This window comes from Cellulomonas sp. P1_G12_2 (assembly GCF_056405535.1).
Window position 1 is genome coordinate 374,680 of sequence record NZ_JBFUBX010000002.1, and the last position, 20,149, is coordinate 394,828.

16 protein-coding genes are annotated in these 20,149 nt (G+C 72.4%); 13 read left to right on the forward strand and 3 right to left on the reverse strand.

Annotated features, from left to right (window positions below; translation table 11 throughout):
* Positions 1-35 precede the first annotated feature (35 nt).
* The 5 genes from AC1DXT_RS09755 to narI are packed head-to-tail and all read left to right on the forward strand — an operon-like array spanning position 36 to position 7,992.
* Complete coding sequence (locus AC1DXT_RS09755) at positions 36-1,244, forward strand: MFS transporter (protein ID WP_477061156.1); 1,209 nt, start codon at positions 36-38, stop codon at positions 1,242-1,244.
* 8 nt (positions 1,245-1,252) lie between these two features.
* Positions 1,253-4,945, forward strand: a complete 3,693-nt coding sequence (locus tag AC1DXT_RS09760; RefSeq protein WP_477061157.1) for a nitrate reductase subunit alpha — start codon at positions 1,253-1,255, stop codon at positions 4,943-4,945.
* Positions 4,945-6,606, forward strand: coding sequence for a nitrate reductase subunit beta (narH, locus tag AC1DXT_RS09765; protein WP_477061158.1), 1,662 nt, complete (start codon positions 4,945-4,947; stop codon positions 6,604-6,606). Before AC1DXT_RS09760 ends, narH begins: the two co-directional genes overlap by 1 nt.
* The gene (gene narJ / locus AC1DXT_RS09770; RefSeq protein ID WP_477061159.1) at positions 6,603-7,211 is read left to right on the forward strand and encodes a nitrate reductase molybdenum cofactor assembly chaperone; all 609 of its coding nucleotides are present in this window, start codon (positions 6,603-6,605) and stop codon (positions 7,209-7,211) included. Before narH ends, narJ begins: the two co-directional genes overlap by 4 nt.
* Positions 7,212-7,248: 37 nt before the next feature.
* Positions 7,249-7,992 (forward strand): respiratory nitrate reductase subunit gamma, encoded by a 744-nt coding sequence (gene narI, locus AC1DXT_RS09775; RefSeq protein WP_477061160.1) that lies wholly within the window; start codon positions 7,249-7,251, stop codon positions 7,990-7,992.
* Here the strand turns inward: narI and AC1DXT_RS09780 are convergent.
* Positions 7,989-8,225 carry a hypothetical protein gene (locus AC1DXT_RS09780; RefSeq protein WP_477061161.1) on the reverse strand — a complete coding sequence of 79 codons (237 nt, stop codon included), beginning with the start codon at positions 8,223-8,225 and terminating at the stop codon, positions 7,989-7,991. The genes narI and AC1DXT_RS09780 overlap by 4 nt on opposite strands.
* 574 nt (positions 8,226-8,799) lie before the next feature.
* On the opposite strand from AC1DXT_RS09780, the gene AC1DXT_RS09785 reads away from it, so the two are divergent.
* The 3 genes from AC1DXT_RS09785 to AC1DXT_RS09795 all read left to right on the forward strand — a co-directional run bounded on the left by AC1DXT_RS09785 (position 8,800) and on the right by AC1DXT_RS09795 (position 12,216).
* A complete protein-coding gene (locus AC1DXT_RS09785; protein ID WP_477061162.1) occupies positions 8,800-10,413 on the forward strand; it encodes a glycosyl hydrolase family 18 protein in 1,614 nt (537 codons plus the stop codon).
* A 131-nt stretch (positions 10,414-10,544) separates the two neighbouring features.
* Positions 10,545-11,579: a matrixin family metalloprotease gene (locus AC1DXT_RS09790; RefSeq protein WP_477061163.1), complete on the forward strand. Its 1,035-nt coding sequence runs from the start codon at positions 10,545-10,547 to the stop codon at positions 11,577-11,579.
* Between the two features lie 97 nt (positions 11,580-11,676).
* On the forward strand, positions 11,677-12,216 hold the full coding sequence (locus AC1DXT_RS09795) for an AMIN-like domain-containing (lipo)protein (RefSeq protein WP_477061164.1): 540 nt from the start codon (positions 11,677-11,679) through the stop codon (positions 12,214-12,216).
* On the opposite strand, the gene AC1DXT_RS09800 is transcribed toward AC1DXT_RS09795, so the two are convergent.
* Positions 12,181-12,993 (reverse strand): alpha/beta fold hydrolase, encoded by an 813-nt coding sequence (locus AC1DXT_RS09800; RefSeq protein WP_477061165.1) that lies wholly within the window; start codon positions 12,991-12,993, stop codon positions 12,181-12,183. The genes AC1DXT_RS09795 and AC1DXT_RS09800 overlap by 36 nt on opposite strands.
* Positions 12,994-13,135: 142 nt before the next feature.
* Between AC1DXT_RS09800 and AC1DXT_RS09805 the strand changes: the two genes are divergently transcribed.
* The 4 genes from AC1DXT_RS09805 to AC1DXT_RS09820 are packed head-to-tail and all read left to right on the forward strand — an operon-like array spanning position 13,136 to position 17,752.
* On the forward strand, positions 13,136-13,474 hold the full coding sequence (locus AC1DXT_RS09805; protein WP_477061166.1) for a YciI family protein: 339 nt from the start codon (positions 13,136-13,138) through the stop codon (positions 13,472-13,474).
* Positions 13,471-14,682 (forward strand): RNA polymerase sigma factor, encoded by a 1,212-nt coding sequence (locus AC1DXT_RS09810; RefSeq protein WP_477061167.1) that lies wholly within the window; start codon positions 13,471-13,473, stop codon positions 14,680-14,682. The genes AC1DXT_RS09805 and AC1DXT_RS09810 overlap by 4 nt, the downstream gene beginning before the upstream one ends.
* 53 nt (positions 14,683-14,735) lie before the next feature.
* On the forward strand, positions 14,736-16,196 hold the full coding sequence (locus tag AC1DXT_RS09815) for an outer membrane protein assembly factor BamB family protein (RefSeq protein WP_477061168.1): 1,461 nt from the start codon (positions 14,736-14,738) through the stop codon (positions 16,194-16,196).
* A gap of 26 nt (positions 16,197-16,222) precedes the next feature.
* A complete protein-coding gene (locus AC1DXT_RS09820) occupies positions 16,223-17,752 on the forward strand; it encodes an outer membrane protein assembly factor BamB family protein (protein WP_477061169.1) in 1,530 nt (509 codons plus the stop codon).
* Positions 17,753-17,774: 22 nt separating this feature from the next.
* Here the strand turns inward: AC1DXT_RS09820 and AC1DXT_RS09825 are convergent, their stop codons facing one another.
* Positions 17,775-18,551 carry an aldo/keto reductase gene (locus AC1DXT_RS09825; RefSeq protein WP_477061170.1) on the reverse strand — a complete coding sequence of 259 codons (777 nt, stop codon included), beginning with the start codon at positions 18,549-18,551 and terminating at the stop codon, positions 17,775-17,777.
* 59 nt (positions 18,552-18,610) lie between these two features.
* Between AC1DXT_RS09825 and AC1DXT_RS09830 the strand changes: the two genes are divergently transcribed.
* Positions 18,611-20,098, forward strand: coding sequence for a glycosyltransferase family 39 protein (locus tag AC1DXT_RS09830; protein WP_477061171.1), 1,488 nt, complete (start codon positions 18,611-18,613; stop codon positions 20,096-20,098).
* The last annotated feature ends 51 nt before the right edge of the window (positions 20,099-20,149 follow it).

The window sequence follows — 20,149 nt, forward strand, 5'->3', positions numbered from 1 at the left end:
CGCGCAACGACGCCGGACCACGCTCGGGGGGTCTCATGGCGGAGCAGACCGACGGACGCATCGCAGTGCGGGTGCTCGTCATCGCGATGCTCGGCTTCCTGGTCAACTTCTGGGCGTGGGCGCTCATCAGCCCGCTCGGTGGCACCTACGGCAAGGCGCTCGGCCTGACCGGTGTCCAGCAGTCGGTGCTGGTCGCCGTCCCGGTCGTCGTGGGGTCGCTGGGCCGCATCCCCGTCGGCGCCCTGACCGACAAGTTCGGCTCGCGCCGCATGTTCCCCACGGTCACCGTGCTGACGATCCTGCCGGTGCTCTTCATCGGGTTCGTCGCCGAGACGTACGCGGCGATGCTCGTCGGCGGCTTCTTCCTCGGGCTCGGCGGCACCGCGTTCGCGATCGGGGTGCCGGCGGTCAACCAGTGGTTCGCCCCCGAGCGGCGCGGCACCGCGCTGGGGATCTTCGGGCTCGGCATGGGCGGCACGGCGATCTCCGCGTTCACCACGGTGCGGATCGCGGACGCGTACGGACCCGAGGCGCCGTTCGTGCTGGTCGCGTGCGTGCTCGCGGTCTACGCCGTCGCGTCGGGGCTGCTGCTGCGTGACAAGCCGGGTCGGCCGGTGCCGCAGGGGTCGTTCCTCGCGCGCACCTGGGCCACGGCCCGCATCCCCGCGACCGGGCAGCTGTCCTTGCTGTACGCGATGGGCTTCGGCGGGTTCGTCGCGTTCAGCGTCTACCTGCCCACGTACCTGGTGAACGCGTACGGCCTCACCGCCGCCGACGCCGCCGCCCGCACCGCGGGGTTCGTCGTGCTCGCGGTGGCCATGCGTCCGGTCGGCGGCACGCTCTCCGACCGGGTCGGGCCGGTGCCGGTTCTCCTCGCGGCCTTCCTCGTCACCGGCGTCCTGGCGCTCGTCGCCGCGCTCGAGCTTCCCCTGATCCCCCTGGCCACGGTCGCGTTCCTCGGCCTGGCCGCGGCGCTCGGTGCCTCCTCCGGCGCGGTGTTCGCGCTGGTGGCGCAGGTGGCGCCCCAGGACAAGGTCGGCGCGGTGACCGGCATCGTCGGCGCCGCGGGTGGCCTCGGCGGCTTCTTCCCGCCGCTGGTGATGGGGGCGGTCTTCGACCTGGTGGGCGACTACAGCCTGGGGTACGTCCTGCTCGCGGTGAGCGCGTTCGCGGTCGCCTGGTTCACCCGCGGTCCCGTGCGCCGGGCCGCCCTCGCACGCACCGAAGCCACTGCCACCAGCTAGGGAGCCTCATGACGATCGAGCAAGGACGCGCGCCGGGCCTCGACGAGGGCGTGGTCGAGGCGTTGCTCAAGACGCGTCGCTTCCTGCGCAAGAACGAGGTCTCGGCGGACCTGCGCACGCTGCACCAGATCGGCGGGCGCGACGCGGACACGTTCTACCGGGACCGCTGGAGCCACGACAAGGTGGTCCGGTCGACGCACGGCGTGAACTGCACGGGATCCTGCTCGTGGAAGGTGTTCGTCAAGGACGGCATCATCACGTGGGAGGCGCAGCAGACGGACTACCCGTCGACCGGCCCTGACCGACCCGAGTACGAGCCGCGGGGCTGTCCGCGGGGGGCCGCCTTCTCCTGGTACACCTACTCGCCGACGCGCGTCCGGTACCCGTACGTGCGCGGCCTCCTGCTGGAGATGTACCGCGAGGCCAAGGCGCGGCTGGGCGACCCCGTGCTGGCCTGGGCGGACGTCGTGGGCGATCCCGTCCGGTCCGCCCGCTACAAGGCGGCGCGCGGCAAGGGCGGGCTGGTGCGGGCGTCGTGGGCCGAGGCCGTCGAGATGGTGGCGGCCGCACACGTGCACACGATCAAGGAGCACGGCCCGGACCGGATCGCGGGGTTCTCACCCATCCCGGCGATGTCGATGGTGTCGCACGGGGTCGGCGCCCGGTTCTACGCGCTGCTGGGCGCCCCGATGCTCTCGTTCTACGACTGGTACGCGGACCTGCCGGTGGCGTCGCCGCAGGTGTTCGGCGACCAGACCGACGTGCCCGAGTCGGGGGACTGGTGGGACGCCGGCTACCTGATCATGTGGGGCTCGAACGTGCCCGTGACCCGCACGCCGGACGCGCACTGGATGGTCGAGGCGCGGTACCGCGGGCAGAAGGTGGTCGCGGTCTCGCCCGACTACGCGGACAACGTGAAGTTCGCCGACGAGTGGCTCGCACCGGCGCCCGGCACCGACGGCGCGCTCGCGATGGCGATGGGGCACGTGATCCTGCGCGAGTTCTTCGTCGAGCGGACCACGCCGTACTTCGACCACTACGTGAAGCAGTACACCGACCTGCCGTTCCTCATCACGCTCGAACCGGACGGCGACGGCTTCGTGCCCGGCAAGTTCCTCACCGCCGCGGACCTGGGGGAGACGTCGGAGAACGCACAGTTCAAGACGGTCCTGCTCGACGAGACGACCGGGCAGCCCGTGGTGCCGAACGGGTCGCTCGGGTTCCGGTTCGGCGCGCAGGGGGAGGGCCGCTGGAACCTCGAGCTCGGTTCCGTGGAGCCGCAGCTCAGTGCCGCCGGGGACGGGTCGCGGCCGGTCGCCGTGACCCTGCCCCGGTTCGACGCGGTCGACGGCTCCGCGGGGGCGATCCTGCGGGGCGTCCCGACGCGGCAGGTGGCCGGGCGCACGGTGACCACGGTGTTCGACCTGCTGCTCGCGCAGTACGGCGTCGGCCGCCCAGGACTGCCCGGGACCTGGCCCACGGGGTACGACGACGCGGGCTCGCCCTGCACGCCCGCCTGGCAGGAGGAGATCACCGGGGTGCCGGCCGCCAAGGCCGAGAAGATCGGCCGCGAGTTCGCCGCCAACGCGGAGGAGTCGAAGGGCCGCTCGATGATCCTCATGGGCGCCGGCACCAACCACTGGTTCCACGCCGACACCATCTACCGCGCGTTCCTCACGCTCACCGCGCTGTGCGGCACGCAGGGCGTCAACGGTGGCGGCTGGGCGCACTACGTGGGCCAGGAGAAGGTGCGCCCGATCACCGGGTACGGCCTGTACGCGAACGCGCTCGACTGGTCGCGGCCCCCGCGCAACATGATCCAGACCGCGTACTGGTACCTGCACACCGACCAGTTCCGGTACGACCACTTCGGCGCGGACGCGCTCGCGGCGAACAAGTCGGGCGGGCTCTGGGCGGGCATGACGACCGCGGACGTCCTCGCGCAGTCGGCGCGGCTGGGGTGGATGCCGTCGTACCCGACCTTCGACCGCAACCCGCTGACGCTCGCGGACGACGTCGCCGCCTCGGGGACGCCGGCCACGGAGTACATCCCGGCGGCCCTCCAGGACGGCTCGCTGCGGTTCGCGGGTGAGGATCCCGACGCCCCCGAGAACTTCCCGCGCGTGCTCACCATCTGGCGGTCGAACCTGCTGGGCAGCTCCGCCAAGGGCAACGAGTACTTCCTCGAGCACCTGCTGGGCACCGACTCCTCGCTGCGGGCCGAGGAGGCGCCACCGGAGCACCGGCCCCGCGACATCGTCTGGAGGGACGAGGCTCCGCGCGGCAAGCTCGACCTGCTGCTCACCCTCGACTTCCGCATGACGTCGACCACCGTGTTCTCCGACGTCGTCCTGCCGGCGGCCACCTGGTACGAGAAGTACGACCTGAGCAGCACCGACATGCACCCGTTCGTGCACTCGTTCAACCCGGCCATCTCGCCGCCGTGGCAGACCCGCACCGACTTCGACGCGTTCCACGAGATCGCCAAGGCGTTCAGCGCGCTCGCCGCGACGCACCTCGGCGTCCGGCAGGACGTCGTCGCGGTCCCGCTCACCCACGACACCCCGGACGCCATGGCGACCCCGTCGGGCATCGTGCGCGACTGGAAGGCGGGGGAGTGCGACCCGGTCCCCGGTGTGACGATGCCGAAGCTGGTGGTCGTCGAGCGGGACTACCCGGCCGTGGCCGACAAGCTCGGTGCGCTCGGTCCGCTGGCGTCGACGCTGGGTGCGACGACCAAGGGCATCACGTTCGACCTGACCAGGCCGATCGAGTACCTCGGCAAGAAGAACGGGCTGGTCCGCGGGGGTGCGGGTGACGGGCGGCCGTCGCTGCAGCGTGACGTGCACGTGTGCGAGGCGATCCTGGCGATGTCCGGCACCACCAACGGGCACCTGGCCACCGAGGGGTTCCACACGCTTGAGAAGCGCACCGGCCGCAAGCTCGCGGACCTGGCCGCGGAGCACGAGGGCAAGCAGGTCACGTTCGCGGACACGCAGGCCGCGCCCACGCCGGTCATCACCTCGCCCGAGTGGTCCGGCTCCGAGTCGGGCGGTCGGCGGTACTCGCCGTTCACCATCAACGTCGAGCGCCTCAAGCCCTGGCACACCCTCACGGGCCGGCAGCACTTCTTCCTCGACCACGACTGGATGACCGAGCTGGGCGAGAACCTGCCGGTCTTCCGCCCGCCCCTGAACATGGCGGCCCTGTTCGGGGAGCCGCAGATCGGGTCGAACGGGGAGCTCGGCATCGCGGTCCGCTACCTGACGCCGCACAACAAGTGGTCCATCCACTCCGAGTACCAGGACAACCTGCTGATGCTCAGCCTGTCGCGCGGCGGTCCGGGCATCTGGATGAGCCAGAAGGACGCCGACAAAATCGGGGTCGCGGACAACGACTGGATCGAGGCGGTCAACCGCAACGGCGTCGTCGTCGCCCGCGCGATCGTGTCCCACCGGATGCCGGAGGGAACGGTCTACATGCACCACGCGCAGGACCGGCTCATCGACGTCCCGCGCTCGCAGACGTCCGGCAAGCGCGGCGGCATCCACAACTCGCTGACCCGCATCCTCATGAAACCCAGCCACCTCATCGGCGGCTACGCCCAGCTGACCTTTGCGTTCAACTACCTGGGGCCCACGGGCAACCAGCGCGACGAGGTCACGGTCATCCGTCGGCGCTCGCAGGAGGTGGAGTACTGATGCGGATCATGGCGCAGATGTCGATGGTGATGAACCTCGACAAGTGCATCGGCTGTCACACGTGCTCGGTCACCTGCAAGCAGGCGTGGACCAACCGGGCGGGGACCGAGTACGTCTGGTTCAACAACGTGGAGACGCGCCCCGGGCAGGGCTACCCGCGCACCTACCAGGACCAGGAGCGCTGGCAGGGCGGGTGGACGCTGAACAAGCGCGGCCGGCTCAAGCTCAAGGCGGGCGGTCGGCTGAAGAACCTGGCGACGATCTTCGTCAGCCCGAAGATGCCGTCGCTCGACGACTACTACGAGCCCTGGACCTACGACTACGAGACRCTGACCACCGCACCCCTGCAGGAGCACACCCCGGTGGCCCGGCCGCGGTCGCTGATCAGCGGCGAGCCCATGCAGATCGGGTGGAGCGCCAACTGGGACGACGACCTCGGCGGCAGCGCGGCGACTCTCGCCGGCGACCCGATCCTGGCCAGGGTGTCCACCAAGATCAAGTTCGAGTTCGAGCAGACGTTCATGTTCTACCTGCCGCGCATCTGCGAGCACTGCCTCAACCCGTCGTGCGCGGCGTCGTGCCCCTCGGGCGCCATCTACAAGCGCGCCGAGGACGGGATCGTGCTGGTCGACCAGGACCAGTGCAAGGGCTGGCGCAAGTGCGTCACGGGCTGCCCGTACAAGAAGATCTACTTCAACCACCGCACGGGCAAGGCCGAGAAGTGCACGTTCTGCTTCCCGCGCATCGAGGTCGGCCTTCCGACGGTCTGCTCGGAGACGTGCGTCGGCCGCCTGCGCTACCTGGGCCTGGTGCTCTACGACGCCGACAAGGTGCTGGCGGCGGCTTCCGTCACGGACGAGCACGACCTGCTGGAGGCGCAGCGCGGGGTGTTCTGCGACCCGAACGACCCCGCCGTGGTCCGGGAGGCGGAGCGCGCGGGCATCCCGCGGGACTGGATCGAGGCCGCGCAGCGCTCCCCGATCTGGGCGCTGATCAGCACGTTCAAGGTGGCCCTGCCGCTGCATCCCGAGTACCGCACGATGCCGATGGTCTGGTACATCCCGCCGCTGTCGCCGGTCGTCGACGCGGTTGCCGAGACCGGCGAGGACGCCGAGTCGAAGGGCAACCTGTTCGCCGCGATCGACCAGCTCCGGATCCCGGTGGAGTACCTGGCCGAGCTGTTCACGGCGGGGGACACGGTGCCGGTGACCGGCGTGCTGAAGAAGCTCGCCGCGATGCGCTCGTACATGCGGGACATCTCGATGGGTCGCGACGCCGACCCGTCGATCCCGGCGGCCGTCGGCATGACCGAGCAGGAGATGCTCGACATGTACCGGCTGCTGGCCATCGCCAAGTACGACGAGCGGTACGTCATCCCGGCCGCGCACGCGGAGGCCGCGCACGGCCTGGAGGAGCTGGCCACGGAGTGCAGCCTCGACTACGAGGGAGGGCCGGGCATGGGCGGCTCCGGGCCGTTCGGCGAGGGCTCGGGTGCCGGCACGCCGCTGGCCGTCGAGAACTTCCGGGCGCTCAAGGACCGGCAGACCGCCGACGAGGTCACCAGCACCGGCCGGCCGGGCGCGCGCGTCAACCTGCTCAACTGGGACGGCAAGGGCTCCCCGCCACCCGGACTGTTCCCCGAGCGCAAGGACCCGTCATGAGGCGCGACGACGCCCGCACCAGGGCGCTGACCCACCGGATCGCGGCACTGCTCCTGGAGTACCCGACGGCCGAGCTCGTCGAGCAGGTCCCCGACCTGCGGGCCGTCTCGCCGACGCGCGCGTTCGACCCGCTGCTCGACCACCTGGCGAGCACCCCGCTCACCTCCCTGACCGCCGACTACGTCGACACGTTCGACCTGCGCCGCAAGATCTGCCTCTACCTGACCTACTACGCGTACGGCGACACCCGCGAGCGAGGCATGGCGCTGCTCGCGTTCAAGCGGGCCTTCCGCGCGGCGGGCCTGGAGATCAGCGCCGACGAGCTCCCCGACCACCTGTGCGTCGTCCTGGAGTTCAGTGCCACGGCCGACGTGGAGGCCGGCACCCGACTGCTGCTCGAGCACCGGGCCGGTCTGGAGCTGCTGCGGCTCGCGCTGGTCGACCGCGGGTCCCCGTGGGCCGGCGCTCTGACGGCGGTCTGCTCCACGCTGCCGCCGCTGAAGGGCGACGATCGGGAGGCCGTGGCGCGGCTGGCGGCCGAGGGCCCACCGGGAGAGCAGGTCGGCCTCGAACCCTACGGCGCGATGGCGGGGATGCCGCGATGAGCCCCGGCTGCGTTCACCTTCACCCGGGGATGCCACGATGAGCGCCGTCCTGCTCTGGGTGGTCATCCCGTACGTGTGCCTGGCGTTCTTCGTCGGCGGGCACGTGTGGCGGTACCGGTACGACAAGTTCGGCTGGACCACGCGCTCGTCGCAGCTCTACGAGAGCCGGCTGCTGCGCTGGGGCAGCCCTCTGTTCCACTTCGGGATCCTGGCGGTGTTCGCCGGCCACGTGATGGGCCTGGGCATCCCTGAGAGCTGGACGTCGGCCGTCGGGATCTCCGAGGAGCTCTACCACGTCATGGCGGTGTCGATCGGGGCGGTGGCGGGGTTCTGCACCCTCGTCGGCCTGACCCTGCTCATCTACCGCCGGCGCACGGTGGGACCGGTGTTCAGCGCCACCACCAAGATGGACAAGGTCATGTACCTGTTCCTCGCCCTGGTGATCGTGCTCGGCGTCTGGAACACGGTGGCGGGCTCGGTGCTCAACCTCAACGGGGAGTACGACTACCGCACGGGCGTGTCCGAGTGGTTCCGTGGCATCTTCCTGTTCCAGCCGAAGCCCGACCTGATGGCCGACGCGCCGTTCGGATTCCAGGCGCACGCCATGGTGGCCATGCTCCTGTTCGCCCTGTGGCCGTTCACGCGGCTGGTGCACGTGCTGAGCGTCCCGATCTTCTACCTGTGGCGGCCGTACGTGGTCTACCGCGGCCGGTCCGACCGTGCCGGCAGCCGGGCGACGAGGCCCGGCTGGGACGCGTCGGACGACAGGGTGCGCCGCTAGCGGGGCGGGTGGAGCTGCTCGGTCGCCTCGGCCAGCAGGCGCTCGAGCACGGCGTGCCGGTCCACGGCACGCAGCAGGGCGACGTCGTCGCGGCCCCGGCGGGCCTCGTCGACCTCGTGGTGCGCCCGGCTGGTGGCCGCGGCGAGCTGGAACCAGGTGGCGCCGGCGACCTCGCGCCGGACGCGCGCCTCGACCTGAGGGTCGACCCGGTGGTGCTGATCGACGAGCGTCATGTCCCGACTCCTTCGTCCTCGCTCACCTCCATGGTGCGCGCACCCACCGACACCCGAGGGACGACACGCGAGCGCGTCCGCAGAAGGAGTCGGCGGACGCGCGGCGCGGACATCGTCGCCGGATCACGCGCGACGAGGGCGTAGCACCCAGGAATTCACGGCCTCGGGACCGGGGAGAACAATGCGCCGAGAAATGCGCACGTTGCATTCACGAACGGTGCGGGAAATGGCACTTCGGGACCCAGCCGGCAACGGGTGCGGCCATGGGGAGATCCGCTGCGAGACGCGCGGTGACACGTATCCAACAGGCACGATGTCGCGCGCCCGCACGGCCCTGCCGGACATTCCGGACGCGCGCCCTCGGGCGTCAGGACAACGCATTTCAGCCCGTGGCGCGAGAGAAATGCACGTTCGGGTGACGCTCGGCCGAGGTGGCGCCAGGCATTGACTTCACCCTGTGACCCCGGTTACCGTCCTTGTGAACCATTAGTACACACTCCTTACATATTCGACGCTCCGACGATGGACAGGGGACCGCACGATGGCTTTCGCCAGACACTCCAGCCAGACACCGATGGGCCGACGACGTCCCGTCCTGATCACCACGGCGCTCGCCGCGGTGATCACGCTGCTCGCCGCCCTGGTCGCCTCCCAGCCGGCGTTCGCCGCAGGCACGATCGGCGCCACCTTCACCTCCGCCGGCGACTGGGGCACGGGCCACCAGGTCAACGTCAAGGTCACCAACTCCGGCACGACGGAGGTGAACGGGTGGACGATCGAGTTCGACCTCCCCGCCGGGGACACCATCAGCAGCTCGTGGGACGCCGACGTCACGCGCAGCGGCAACCACTACACGGCGAAGAACAAGAGCTGGGCGCCGACCCTCGCGCCCGGGGCATCGCTGACCTGGGGCTACGTGGCGACCGGGCCGTTCAAGAGCCCCGCGACGTGCAGCATCAACGGCGTGGCGTGCACCGGGGGCACCCCCACCAGCACACCGACGCCCACCCCGACGACGACCACGACGCCCACTCCGACCCCGACGCCGACGACCACCACGCCGCCGCCCCCGGGTGGCAAGAAGCTCGTCGGCTACTTCGCCGAGTGGGGCGTCTACGGCCGCAACTACCACGTGAAGAACATCGAGACGAGCGGCTCGGCATCGAAGCTGACCCACATCCTGTACGCGTTCGGCAACACCACCGGCGGGCAGTGCTCGATCGGTGACTCGTACGCGGCCTACGACAAGGCGTACACCGCGGCGGACTCGGTCGACGGCGTCGCCGACACGTGGGACCAGCCCCTGCGCGGCAACTTCAACCAGCTGAAGAAGCTCAAGGCCATGCACCCCGGCCTCAAGGTCATCTGGTCGTTCGGCGGCTGGACCTGGTCGTCCGGCTTCACGCAGGCGGCGGCCAACCCGACCGCGTTCGCCGACTCCTGCTACAACCTGCTCAACGACTCCCGCTGGGCCGGTCTGTTCGACGGCATCGACATCGACTGGGAGTACCCGAACGCGTGCGGGCTGTCGTGCGACTCGAGCGGCCCGGCGTCGTTCAACAACGTCATCACGGCCCTGCGCACCAAGTTCGGCAGCGGCAAGCTGATCACGGCGGCCATCACCGCCGACGGCAGCACCGGCGGCAAGATCGACGCGGCCGACTACGCCGCGGGAGCGCAGAAGCTCGACTGGATCATGCCGATGTCCTACGACTACTTCGGGGCGTTCAACCCGACGGGTCCGACGGCACCGCACTCGCCGCTGACGTCCTACACGGGCATCCCGCAGGCGGGCTTCAACACCGAGGCGGCCGTCAACAAGCTCATCGCCAAGGGCGTCCCGGCCAACAAGATCCTGCTCGGCGTCGGCTTCTACGGCCGTGGCTGGACCGGGGTCACGCAGACGGCACCCGGGGGTTCGGCGACAGGCGCCGCGCCGGGCACGTACGAGGCCGGCATCGAAGACTACAAGGTGCTCAAGAACAAGTGCCCGGTCACGGGCACCGTCGGCGGGACGGCGTACGCCAAGTGCGGCTCGGAGTGGTGGGGCTACGACACGCCCAGCACGCTGGCCGGCAAGACGTCGTGGGCCAAGGGCAAGGGACTGGGTGGCGCCTTCTTCTGGGAGCTGTCGGGTGACACGTCCAACGGCGAGCTGATCAGCGCGCTGTCCACCGGGCTGAAGTAGCCCACGCGAAGCCCGGCCTCCGGATACCCTCCCTCCGGCGGCCGGGCTTCTGCGCGCACACCCTCCAGCGAGCGCGCCGCCGTGCCGATGACGTCGAGGGTCCGTCCCGGGCCCCTGAGCGAGGGGTGCCGGTGAACGGACCTGCTGGGCCTCCGGCCCCGGACGACCTGCCACGCTCGCCGTCCGGGCGGGTGCCGCAGTGGGTCATCGACGAGGCCGCCGCCCGCGGTGCCGGACCGCCCGAGGCGCGGACCTCAGACGCTCCGGGCGGGGTGCGGGGCCGTCGCCGACGGCGCGTCGGCGTGCGCCGCGGACGTTCGCTCGCACCGGACCCGTCGGCCAGGTCGACGTCGCGCTCGTCGACGGTCGTGGCCGTGCTCGTGGTCGCCGCGCTGGCGGGCGGGACGTGGGTCGTCCAGTCCGGACGCTTGCCGCAGGTGCTCGCCTGGGCGGGTGCCCCGGAGCCGACTCCCACGGCGGCCCGCAACCCGGACGCACCGACCCCGGGCACGGGCGCCGCGTCGGCTGCGCTCGGGACGCCGGCCCCGGTGCCGGGGACGAGCGCCTCGTTCGCCTACGTGGCGGTCCAGGACGACCGCGCCACGCCCGTCGCCTACGACCCGTGCCGGCCGATCCACTACGTGACGCGCCCGGACGCCGCGCCGGACGGGGGCCAGCAGCTCATCGCGGACGCCGTCGCGCGGATCTCGCTGGCCACGGGGCTGCAGTTCGTCGACGACGGCACGACGACCGAGGCGCCGTCGCCCCGACGGGAGGCCTACCAGCCCGAGCGCTACGGCGACCGGTGGGCGCCCGTGCTGTTCAGCTGGTCCTCGCCGCGGGAGGACGCGACCCTCGCCGGCTTCGTCGCCGGCGCCGCCGGGAGCGTCCACGTGAGCCTGGCGGACGGGCCGGAGGTCTACGTGACCGGGCAGGTGGTGCTCGACGCCCCGCAGCTCGCCGAGTCCTCCACCCATCCCGGCGGCGACGCGATCGCCCGGTCCATCGTGCTGCACGAGGTCGGTCACCTCGTCGGGCTCCAGCACGTCGAGGACACGACGCAGCTCATGTATCCCGAGGCGCAGGAGGGGGTCTCCGACCTCGGCGTCGGGGACCTGACCGGACTGGCTGCGCTCGGCCGCGGGGAGTGCGTCCCCGAGCTCTGAGCGGCGCCGTTTCACCCGTTATGTCAAGGTTCCCCGGTCGTAAACTGGAGGACCGGGCATCCATCCGCGGGGGCCCGCGCGACGGAGGAGTCGTGCGATGAAGCGTGCATTCCTGTCGGTCCTGCTGCTGGTCGGCACGTTCCTGATGATCCCGGCATCGCCCGCCACGGCGGCGCCCTACTGCGGCCTCGTGTGGGGGTCGCTCACCAAGTCGGCGCCGTCCCTGTCGCAGGCGCCGGTGGTGAACGTCCGGACCGGTCGGCACAGCTGCTACGACCGGCTCGTGGTCGATGTCGCGGGCGACGTCGGTGGGTACACGGTGTCCTACGTGGCCCAGGTGGTGCAGGACGGCTCCGGCGAGCCGATCCCGACCCGCGGCGGCGCGGCCCTGCAGATCACCGTGAACGACCCGGCGTACGACGTCAACGGCAACCCGACGTACTCGCCGGCCAACAAGCTCGAGCTGCGCAACGTCTCCGGCTACCGCACGTTCCGGCAGGTCGTGTTCGCCGGGACGTTCGAGGGCTACACCAGCCTCGGCCTGGGGGTCAGGGCGCGGTTGCCGTTCCGCGTGTTCGTCCTGGACGGTCCGGGAACCGGGTCACGCGTGGTCGTGGACGTCGCGCACCGCTGGTGACCAGGCCAGCAGCTCCCGCACGGCTGCCGCGGTGGCCTCCGGTGGGATGCCGTGGTCGGCGCCACCGGGTACCACGACGTGCCTGGCGTGCGGGAGCAGCCCGGCAAGCGCGGCGGCGGACTCCGGCAGGCCGGGCCACGTCTCCGCGCCGGTGATCACCCACGTCGGGACGTCGATGGCGCGCATGGCCGGCGTCGGTACCCCGAGGGTCGCCGTGATGGTGGCGTCGTAGACCGTGCTCTGTGCGATCGCGACGAGCGACTGCCAGGCCGGCGAGGAGCGGATCTGCTCGACGAGGGTCGCGGGCAGGCCGATGCCCTCGGTCTGGAACAGGGCGACCGCGTCCCCGGGCCTCCCGTCGGCGACCAGCGCCTCGATCCGCGCCGGAAGGTCGGCCGCGCGCGCGGTCAGGGTGCCCAGCGCGAACGGCGCCTCGTAGAGGGCGAGGTGGGTGATCGGCAGCCCGGCCGCGGCCGCGGCGAGCGCGAGGATCCCTCCCGAGGAGTACCCGAACACCGCGGCGCTGCCGCCCGCGACACGGATGATCGCGGCGAGGTCCTCGAGCTCCCGCTCGATCGCGTACGGGGCCGTGTCGCCGCTGAGCCCGCGGGCGCGGCGGTCGTAGGTCACCACGGTGTGGTCGCCGGTCAGGCGCGCGGCGAGGTGCGCGCAGGTGGTGTGGTCGTTGAACGCGCCGGTGGTGACGACGATCGCGGGCCCGTCCCCCGCGCGGTCGTACGCGATCGGGGTGCCGTCGGCGGAGGTGAGCGTCTCCATGGGGTTCTCCGGGGGTGTCGAAGGGGTGCTGTCACCAGGGGGACGAAGAGCGCCTCGTGTCATGGACACCTCGCGCCATGCTGTCCATCCTGGCCCTGCGCGCTCGTCCATGAAGGACACCACTCGAGAGCGGGGAGCCGACATGCAGTACCTGTTGCTGATCAGTGCCGACGAGGAGCTCGCGGCGTCGCGGATGCGCGAAGGCGCGTTCGCGTCGTTCGACGCCTGGTTCTCCGACCTGGAACGGCGCGGGGTGCTGCGCGCGCACGTCGGTCTGCACCCCAGCGAGACCGCCACGACCGTGCGTCTGCGGGGCGGCGAGGTCCTGCTGACCGACGGCCCGTTCGCCGAGGGGCGCGAGCAGGTCGGCGGGCTGGCGCTCGTCGACTGCGCGGACCTCGACGAGGCGGTCGCGATCGCGGCGGCGCACCCCGCGGCGGCCATCGGCCAGGTCGAGGTGCGCCCGGTGCGCACGACGTGACCGACGAGGTCGAACAGGTCCTCGCAGACACGTTCGCCCGGGACTGGGGACGGCTCGTCGCCACGCTGATCCGGCTCACCGGGGACTGGGACCTGGCGGAGGAGTGCGCGCAGGAGGCGTTCGCGTCGGCCCTGCGCACCTGGCGGAGGGACGGCATCCCTGATGTGCCGCGCGCCTGGCTCACCACGACCGCGCGTCACCGTGCCATCGACCGGATCCGGCGTGAGCGCGTCGGCGCCGAGAAGCTCCGGGCGCTGGTGGTCGAGCCCGACGAGCCGGATCTCGACGTCCTGGCCAGCGGGATCGCCGACGAACGCCTCCGGCTGCTGTTCACCTGCTGCCACCCGGCGCTGGCCCTGTCCTCCCGGGTGGAGCTGGCGCTGCGCACCCTGTGCGGCCTGACGACGGCGGAGATCGCCCGGCTGTTCGGGGTGCCAGAGCCGACCATGGCCAAGCGGCTGGTGCGCACCAAGCGCAAGATCGCGGTCGCCGGCATCCCCTACCGGGTGCCGTCCGCCGCCCAGCTGCCCGAGCGCACACCCGCCGTGCTCGCGGTGCTCTACCTGGTGTTCACGGAGGGCTACGCGGCGACCGCAGGACCGCACCTGGTACGGGTGGACCTCTGCCACGAGGCGATCGACCTGACGCACGTGCTCAGCGGTCTGGCGCTGGACGACCCGGAGGTCGCGGGTCTGCACGCCCTGATGCTCCTGCACCACGCGCGCACGCCGGCCCGCACGGACCACGACGGTGTGCTGGTCCCGCTCGAGGAGCAGGACCGGTCCGCGTGGGACCGCGGGGCGATCGAGGCGGGCCTGGCCGAGCTGCGGCGGGCGGTGCTGCGGGAACGCGTCGGCCCGTACCAGCTGCAGGCGCTGATCGCGGCGTGCCATGCGACCGCGGCCTCGGCGGGGGACACGGACTGGGGGCGGATCGTCGGCCTGTACGACCAGCTGGTGGAGGTGGTCCCGTCGCCTGCGGTGCAGGTGAACCGAGCTGTCGCGGTGGGCATGGACCGCGGCCCGGAGGCTGGGCTCGCCGCGCTCGCGGGCGCCGGTGACCATCCCCTGGCCCCCGCGGTCCGCGCCGACCTGCTGCGCCGCCTGGGCCGCCGGGCGGAGGCGGCGGCGGCTTACCGCGAGGCGCTCACCCGCACCTCGAACCGCGCCGAGCAGGAGTACCTGGAGCGCCGGCTGCGGGATTCGTGAGTCTCACCCGATGTGCGCGCGCCGCGGCCGGCCTCCGGGGTTAGCGTCGGGCAATGCCGCGCGGTGCGATGCAGCACGTCGAGCTGGACGAGCCGGCCGAGTCGTCGGCGCCCGTCGCGGCTCCGTCGGCCCGCCCTGCGCGGCTGTGGTGGTGGGTCGGGGGTGCCGCCGGCGCCGTCGTCGCGGCGCTGGTCGTGACGCAGGTGGTCCTCGACGTCCGGGAGCGTGCGGAGTCGGCCCGGCTCGTGGCGACCCCGGGCGTCGTGCGCGCGCTCGACGCGGACGTCGGCGTCCTGTGGCGGCCGGACCCCGCAGAGACCGGGGTGCTCACGCAGGGCATCGAGGTCGGCGGCGCGGCGCTCGGCCTGTCCGTCGCGGATGACGGGTCCCAGTCGTTCGTCGCGCTCGACCAGCGCACGGGGGAGCAGCGGTTCTCGACGCCGCTCGTCGGGGCCGACCCGGACCGGGCGCGGTCGCTGGACCGGTCGGCGGCCGGCACCTGCGTGCCCGTGCCGGCCGACGAGGGCGCACCCCGGCAGGCGGCGTGCCTGGTCAGCGACGGCTTCGTGCAGTACGGGGACGAGGGCGTCGAGACCCGCAAGCCCGCGACGAGCACCCGCGTGGTGGTCCTCGACACCGCCGACGGGCGGGTGGCCGCCGACGTTCCCGCACCCGGCGCCACCACGCTGGCGGCGCTGCCGGGGCTCGCGGTCGTGGGCGTGCCCGGTCGGGACGGCCGGACCGAGGTGACCGGTCGGGACCTGCGCACCGGCGACGTGCGCTGGCGGTTCAGCCCGCCGCTGCCGGGCGCCGACCGCCGGGCATTCGCCGGGGAGGTGCGCCTGTTCGCGGTCGAGGGGCTCGTCGGCGTCACGATCCCCGGCTGGACCGCCACGGTGCTCTCGCCCTCGGGACAGGTGCTCCGCGTCAGCCGGCCCGGGAACGCGGACCATGCGGTCGACCCCGTCGCCGGCCGCGCCGTCCTGCTGTACAGCAGCGGCTCGGGTGGGCTGTGGTCCACGCTGGTCGAGCGGGGGCGCGCGGACGTCGAGCTGCCCGGTGAGGTGCTGCCGTTCACGGTCGACGACGGGAGCGTGCCGGACCTGGTGCTCACGTCCGGCGGGAACGTGCGCGGCTGGGACCGGTCCACCGGTGACGCGCGCTGGAAGTCGGACGTCGTGGCGTCGGTGAACGCGCTGGTCCTGCACGGGCGGGTGTACCTGAGCACGCAGGCCGGGGTGGTCGCGCTCGATGGCAGGACCGGGGACGTGGTCTGGCGGGGGGTCACCGCCGAGGGGAACGTGCCGGGGTTCCTGGTCACGGACGGCGAGCTCCTGGTCGCCGCCGACCAGCCCGTCGTCGGCGGACCCCGCAGTGAGCTCGTCGCCTACGCACTGGAGGACGGCCGGACCGTCTGGCGCGTCCCGCTCCCCGACGGGCTCCGGTCGAGCCTCGCGGTCGGGCACCTGTTCCTGGGCTGGGGCGACGACGGGAGGCTCGCGGTCCTCGGCTGACCAGCACGAACGAGTAGGGTCCCGCCATGGCGCGGGGTGGCGGGATGCAGGACGTCGAGCTGCTCGACGGCGAGGAGCCGTCCGTCGAGCTGGTGGCGGAGCCGGCGCGGTCGCGGCGAGGACGGATCTGGGTCGTGGTCGGCGTCGCGGTCGTCGCGCTGGCACTCGTCGGGACGCAGTGGGTGGTGGACGCTCGCGAGGAGGCGGCCGTCGCCCGGCTCGCCGCCGTTCCGGGGGTCCTGCCCCCGTTCGGGGACGAGCTGACCGCGGTGCGCGCGATCTCGCGGGCCGACGTCTACGCGCTCTGGGGCGGGGTCAAGGCCGCGAACGGCGTGACCTCCAGCCTGGACGTCGCTGCGGACGGGTCACAGGCGTTCGTCGCGGTCGACCGGCGCACCGGCGCGACGCTCTGGTCCACGCCCCTGCTCGGGCCGAACGCCGAGCGTGCCGGGTCGCTCGAGAACAGCTACGGCGGCGGCTGCCAGTCGGACGTCGGCCCTCACGAGGTGGCGTCGGTCGCGGTGTGCCTGGTGACCGACGGTTTCACGCGCTACTCGACGGACGAGGACGGGAACGGGCTCGACGAGCGCGTGCCGGCGACGACCACCCGTGCGATGGTGCTCGACCCCGAGGACGGGCGGGTGCTGTCCGAGCGTGCCGTCGAGGCCGGTGCGCAGCTCGCCGTGCTGCGCGGGCTGCTGCTGGTGGGCACGCGGGACACGGAGCGCCTGGAGGTCGTCGCGTACGACCTGCGCACCGGCGACGAGCGGTGGACGTACGACGATCCGCGTGCGCGCATCGACGAGACCGGCGGGGAGGAGGGCTCGCAGTACTGGGGCTTCATGCGCGCGGGGGACGTCGTCGTCTACTCCGTCGGGAGCCGCCTCGGTCTGGTGTCCGCGTCAGGGGAGTCGGTCCGCGACGACCTGTGGTCGACGTCCGACAGCGAGCACGGCGGGTACGGGACCGACGCCATGACGGGCAACCTCGTCCTCCAGGACTACGCCTCCACGGGGGTCCAGTCCACGACGCTGCTCGCGGCGGACGGAGACCCAGCCTCCGACGTGAGGCTCGACGGCGGGCTGATCAACCTCGTCGTCGACGACGGCAGCGTGCCGGACCTGGTGGTGACCTCGTCCGACCACCTGTACGCGTGGGACCGGCGCACCGGGGATCCTCGGTGGGAGGTCGACCTGCAGTCCACCGGGTACGCGCTGGTCGCGCGCGGGAGGGTGTACCTCACGACGGGCACGGGGATCGCCGCGCTCGACGGACGCACGGGAGCGGTCGTCTGGAAGCAGGACCTGCCCTCGTCCTCGATCGGGGCCTTGACCACCGACGGGCGCGACCTGCTCCTGTCCTCCGCCTTCACCGGGGGCAGCATCGAGCAGCTCGGCGCCGACGCGACCGGTACCGGGATGACCGGCTACGACCTGGTCACCGGGGAGAAGACCCGCTTCATCCCGTACCCCGAGGACGTGTTCGACGTCCAGGTCTACGGCGGGATGCTCATCGGCTGGTCGCCCACCTCGGACGACACCTACCTGCTGGAGTGAGCAGGCTCGGACGTGCCGACGGTCAGCGCAGGGCGTCGATCGCCGCCATCTGCTCGCCCGTGAGCTCGAACCCGAGGATGTCCAGGTTGGCCGCGATCCGCTCCTGCCGGGTGGACTTCGGGATGACGACGACGTCGTGCTGCACGTGCCAGCGCAGCACCACCTGCGCGGGGGTGACGCCGTGCGCCTCCGCCGCGGTCACCAGGGCAGGGGAGTCCAGGCTGGTCCGCTTGAGCGGGCTGTACCCCTCGACGACGATGCCGCGCTCGCGGTGGGCGGCCAGCAGGTCCGGGTCGTGGTCGCGCGGGCTGTACGGGATCTGGTTGACCGCGGGGGCCTCGCCGGTGGCGGCGATGAGCTCGTCGAGCTGCCCGATCGAGTAGTTGGACACGCCGATCGAGCGGACCAGGCCCTCGTCGCGGACCTCGCGGAACACCTGCCACGTCTCCGGCGACGCCTGGCGGTTAGGCGGCCAGTGGATCAGCCAGAGGTCCAGGTGGCCGGTGCCCAGTGCGGCCAGCGACTCGGTGAGGGTGCGGCGGGCGCGGCCGGCGTGGTCCGGGGGCAGCTTGGTGGTGAGGAAGACGTCGTCGCGGTCGATGCCGACCGTGGCCAGCGCGCGGCCGACCTCGGCCTCGTTGCCGTAGCCGGTGGCGGTGTCGATGTGCCGGTAGCCCAGCTGCAGGGCCGCGCTGACCGCGCGCTCGGCCTCGCCGCCCTCGGACTGCCAGGTGCCGAGGCCGACGACGGGGATCTGCCCTCCGGGCAGGGTCAGGGTGGGGATCGGTGCAGTGATCATGCGCACCAGTCTCACCCGCCCCCTGCCGCAGCGCGCGGCCGGTTCGCTACTGTCCGCGTGTGGTCGTCGCCGACGTCGGCCGGCGTCCCGGCGAGCTCCCGGCCGTGGCTCCGTTCGCGACGCTCTGGGTCTTCACAGCCGCGGGCGCGCTGCTCGCGGTGCTCGTCGCCCTGTCCGGTCGCTACGGCCCGCACCGGGACGAGCTCTACTTCGTCGCCGCCGGCCGCCGCCTCGCGTGGGGCTACCCCGACCAGCCGCCCCTGACCCCGCTGATCGCCCGTGCCGCGGACCTCGTCGCGCCCGGTTCGCTCGTCGCGCTGCACGTGCCGAGCGCGCTCGCGGCGGCTGCCGTCGTCGTGCTCGCCGCCCTGACCGCGCGGGAGCTGGGCGGCAGGGCGGGCGCGCAGGTGCTCACGGCGGTCGCGACCGGCACCGGGGTGGTCGTCGTGACCCTCGGGCACATCCTGTCGACCACGACGATCGACACCCTGTTCTGGGTCGCGATCGTGTACGTCGTGCTGCGGACGCTGTCCCGCGATGCGCCGCGCGGGTGGCTGGTGGTCGGCGTGCTCTCGGGGGTGGCCCTGCTGGACAAGCACCTCGTGGCGTTCCTGCTCGTCGGGATCGTCGTCGGCGTCGCACTGACCCCGCAGGTCCGGCACCACCTGCGCTCGCCGTGGGCCTGGGCGGGCGCGGGCCTCGCCGTCCTGATCTGGCTGCCGAACCTCGTGTGGCAGGCGACTCACGGGTGGCCGCAGCTGGAGCTCGCCGCCGACATCCGCGACGAGTACTCCGGGCTCGGCCCGCGGCTGGAGTTCGTCGGGCTCCTGCTGGTCCAGCTCAGCCCGGTCGCCGCCGCGCTGTGGCTCTACGGGCTCGTGCGGCTGCTGCGCGAGCCCGTGCTGGTGCGGGCGAAGCCGCTGGCGTGGGCGTTCCTGCTGCTGGTGGTGGTGTTCCTGGTCAGCGGCGGGAAGGCGTACTACGTGGTGGGTGCGGTCCCGGTGCTCCTGGCGGCCGGCGCGTGCGGGCTCGAGGAGCGGTGGTCCCGACGAGGTCTGGTGGTCACCGGCGTGGTGCTCGGGCTCGGCGCGTTCGTCGCCTGGCCCGCGGCCCTGCCGCTCCTGCCGGAGCGGCCGTTCGGCGCCTCGGTGTACCCGGAGATCAACGACGACCAGGCGGAGATGATCGGCTGGCCGGCTCTCGTGGACGAGGTCGGTCAGGCGGTCGCGGACAGCGGGGCGAGGCTCGTCGTCACCGCGAACTACGGAGAGGCCGGCGCCCTCGAGTGGTACGGGTCCGACGTCCCGGTGTTCAGCGGCCACAACGGGTACGCCGCGTGGGGGCCGCCGACGGGACCGGTCGGACCCGTGGTCCTGGTCGGGTACGGGGGACCGCCGGCGTGGGCGGTCGGGTGCCGGGACGTGGGCGTCGTCGACAACGGGGTCGACGTGGACAACGAGGAGCAGGGCGGGGCGGTGCAGGTGTGCGACGGGCCGCGCGGCTCCTGGGCCGAGGTGTGGGACGAGGTCAGCCACCTGGACGCCTGACAGTCCCGGTGCACCCGCTTCCTGCGGTGCATCGACTGCGCCTCCGTCGGC

Excerpts from the sequence above, each read along its gene's own strand:
- AC1DXT_RS09755 (WP_477061156.1), top strand. The coding sequence starts at position 36 with ATGGCGGAGCAGACCGACGGACGCATCGCAGTGCGGGTGCTCGTCATC.
- AC1DXT_RS09760 (WP_477061157.1), top strand. The coding sequence starts at position 1,253 with ATGACGATCGAGCAAGGACGCGCGCCGGGCCTCGACGAGGGCGTGGTC.
- narJ (WP_477061159.1), top strand. The coding sequence starts at position 6,603 with ATGAGGCGCGACGACGCCCGCACCAGGGCGCTGACCCACCGGATCGCG.
- narI (WP_477061160.1), top strand. The coding sequence starts at position 7,249 with ATGAGCGCCGTCCTGCTCTGGGTGGTCATCCCGTACGTGTGCCTGGCG.
- AC1DXT_RS09780 (WP_477061161.1), bottom strand. The coding sequence starts at position 8,225 with ATGACGCTCGTCGATCAGCACCACCGGGTCGACCCTCAGGTCGAGGCG.
- AC1DXT_RS09785 (WP_477061162.1), top strand. The coding sequence starts at position 8,800 with ATGGGCCGACGACGTCCCGTCCTGATCACCACGGCGCTCGCCGCGGTG.
- AC1DXT_RS09795 (WP_477061164.1), top strand. The coding sequence starts at position 11,677 with ATGAAGCGTGCATTCCTGTCGGTCCTGCTGCTGGTCGGCACGTTCCTG.
- AC1DXT_RS09800 (WP_477061165.1), bottom strand. The coding sequence starts at position 12,993 with ATGGAGACGCTCACCTCCGCCGACGGCACCCCGATCGCGTACGACCGC.
- AC1DXT_RS09805 (WP_477061166.1), top strand. The coding sequence starts at position 13,136 with ATGCAGTACCTGTTGCTGATCAGTGCCGACGAGGAGCTCGCGGCGTCG.
- AC1DXT_RS09815 (WP_477061168.1), top strand. The coding sequence starts at position 14,736 with ATGCCGCGCGGTGCGATGCAGCACGTCGAGCTGGACGAGCCGGCCGAG.
- AC1DXT_RS09820 (WP_477061169.1), top strand. The coding sequence starts at position 16,223 with ATGGCGCGGGGTGGCGGGATGCAGGACGTCGAGCTGCTCGACGGCGAG.
- AC1DXT_RS09825 (WP_477061170.1), bottom strand. The coding sequence starts at position 18,551 with ATGATCACTGCACCGATCCCCACCCTGACCCTGCCCGGAGGGCAGATC.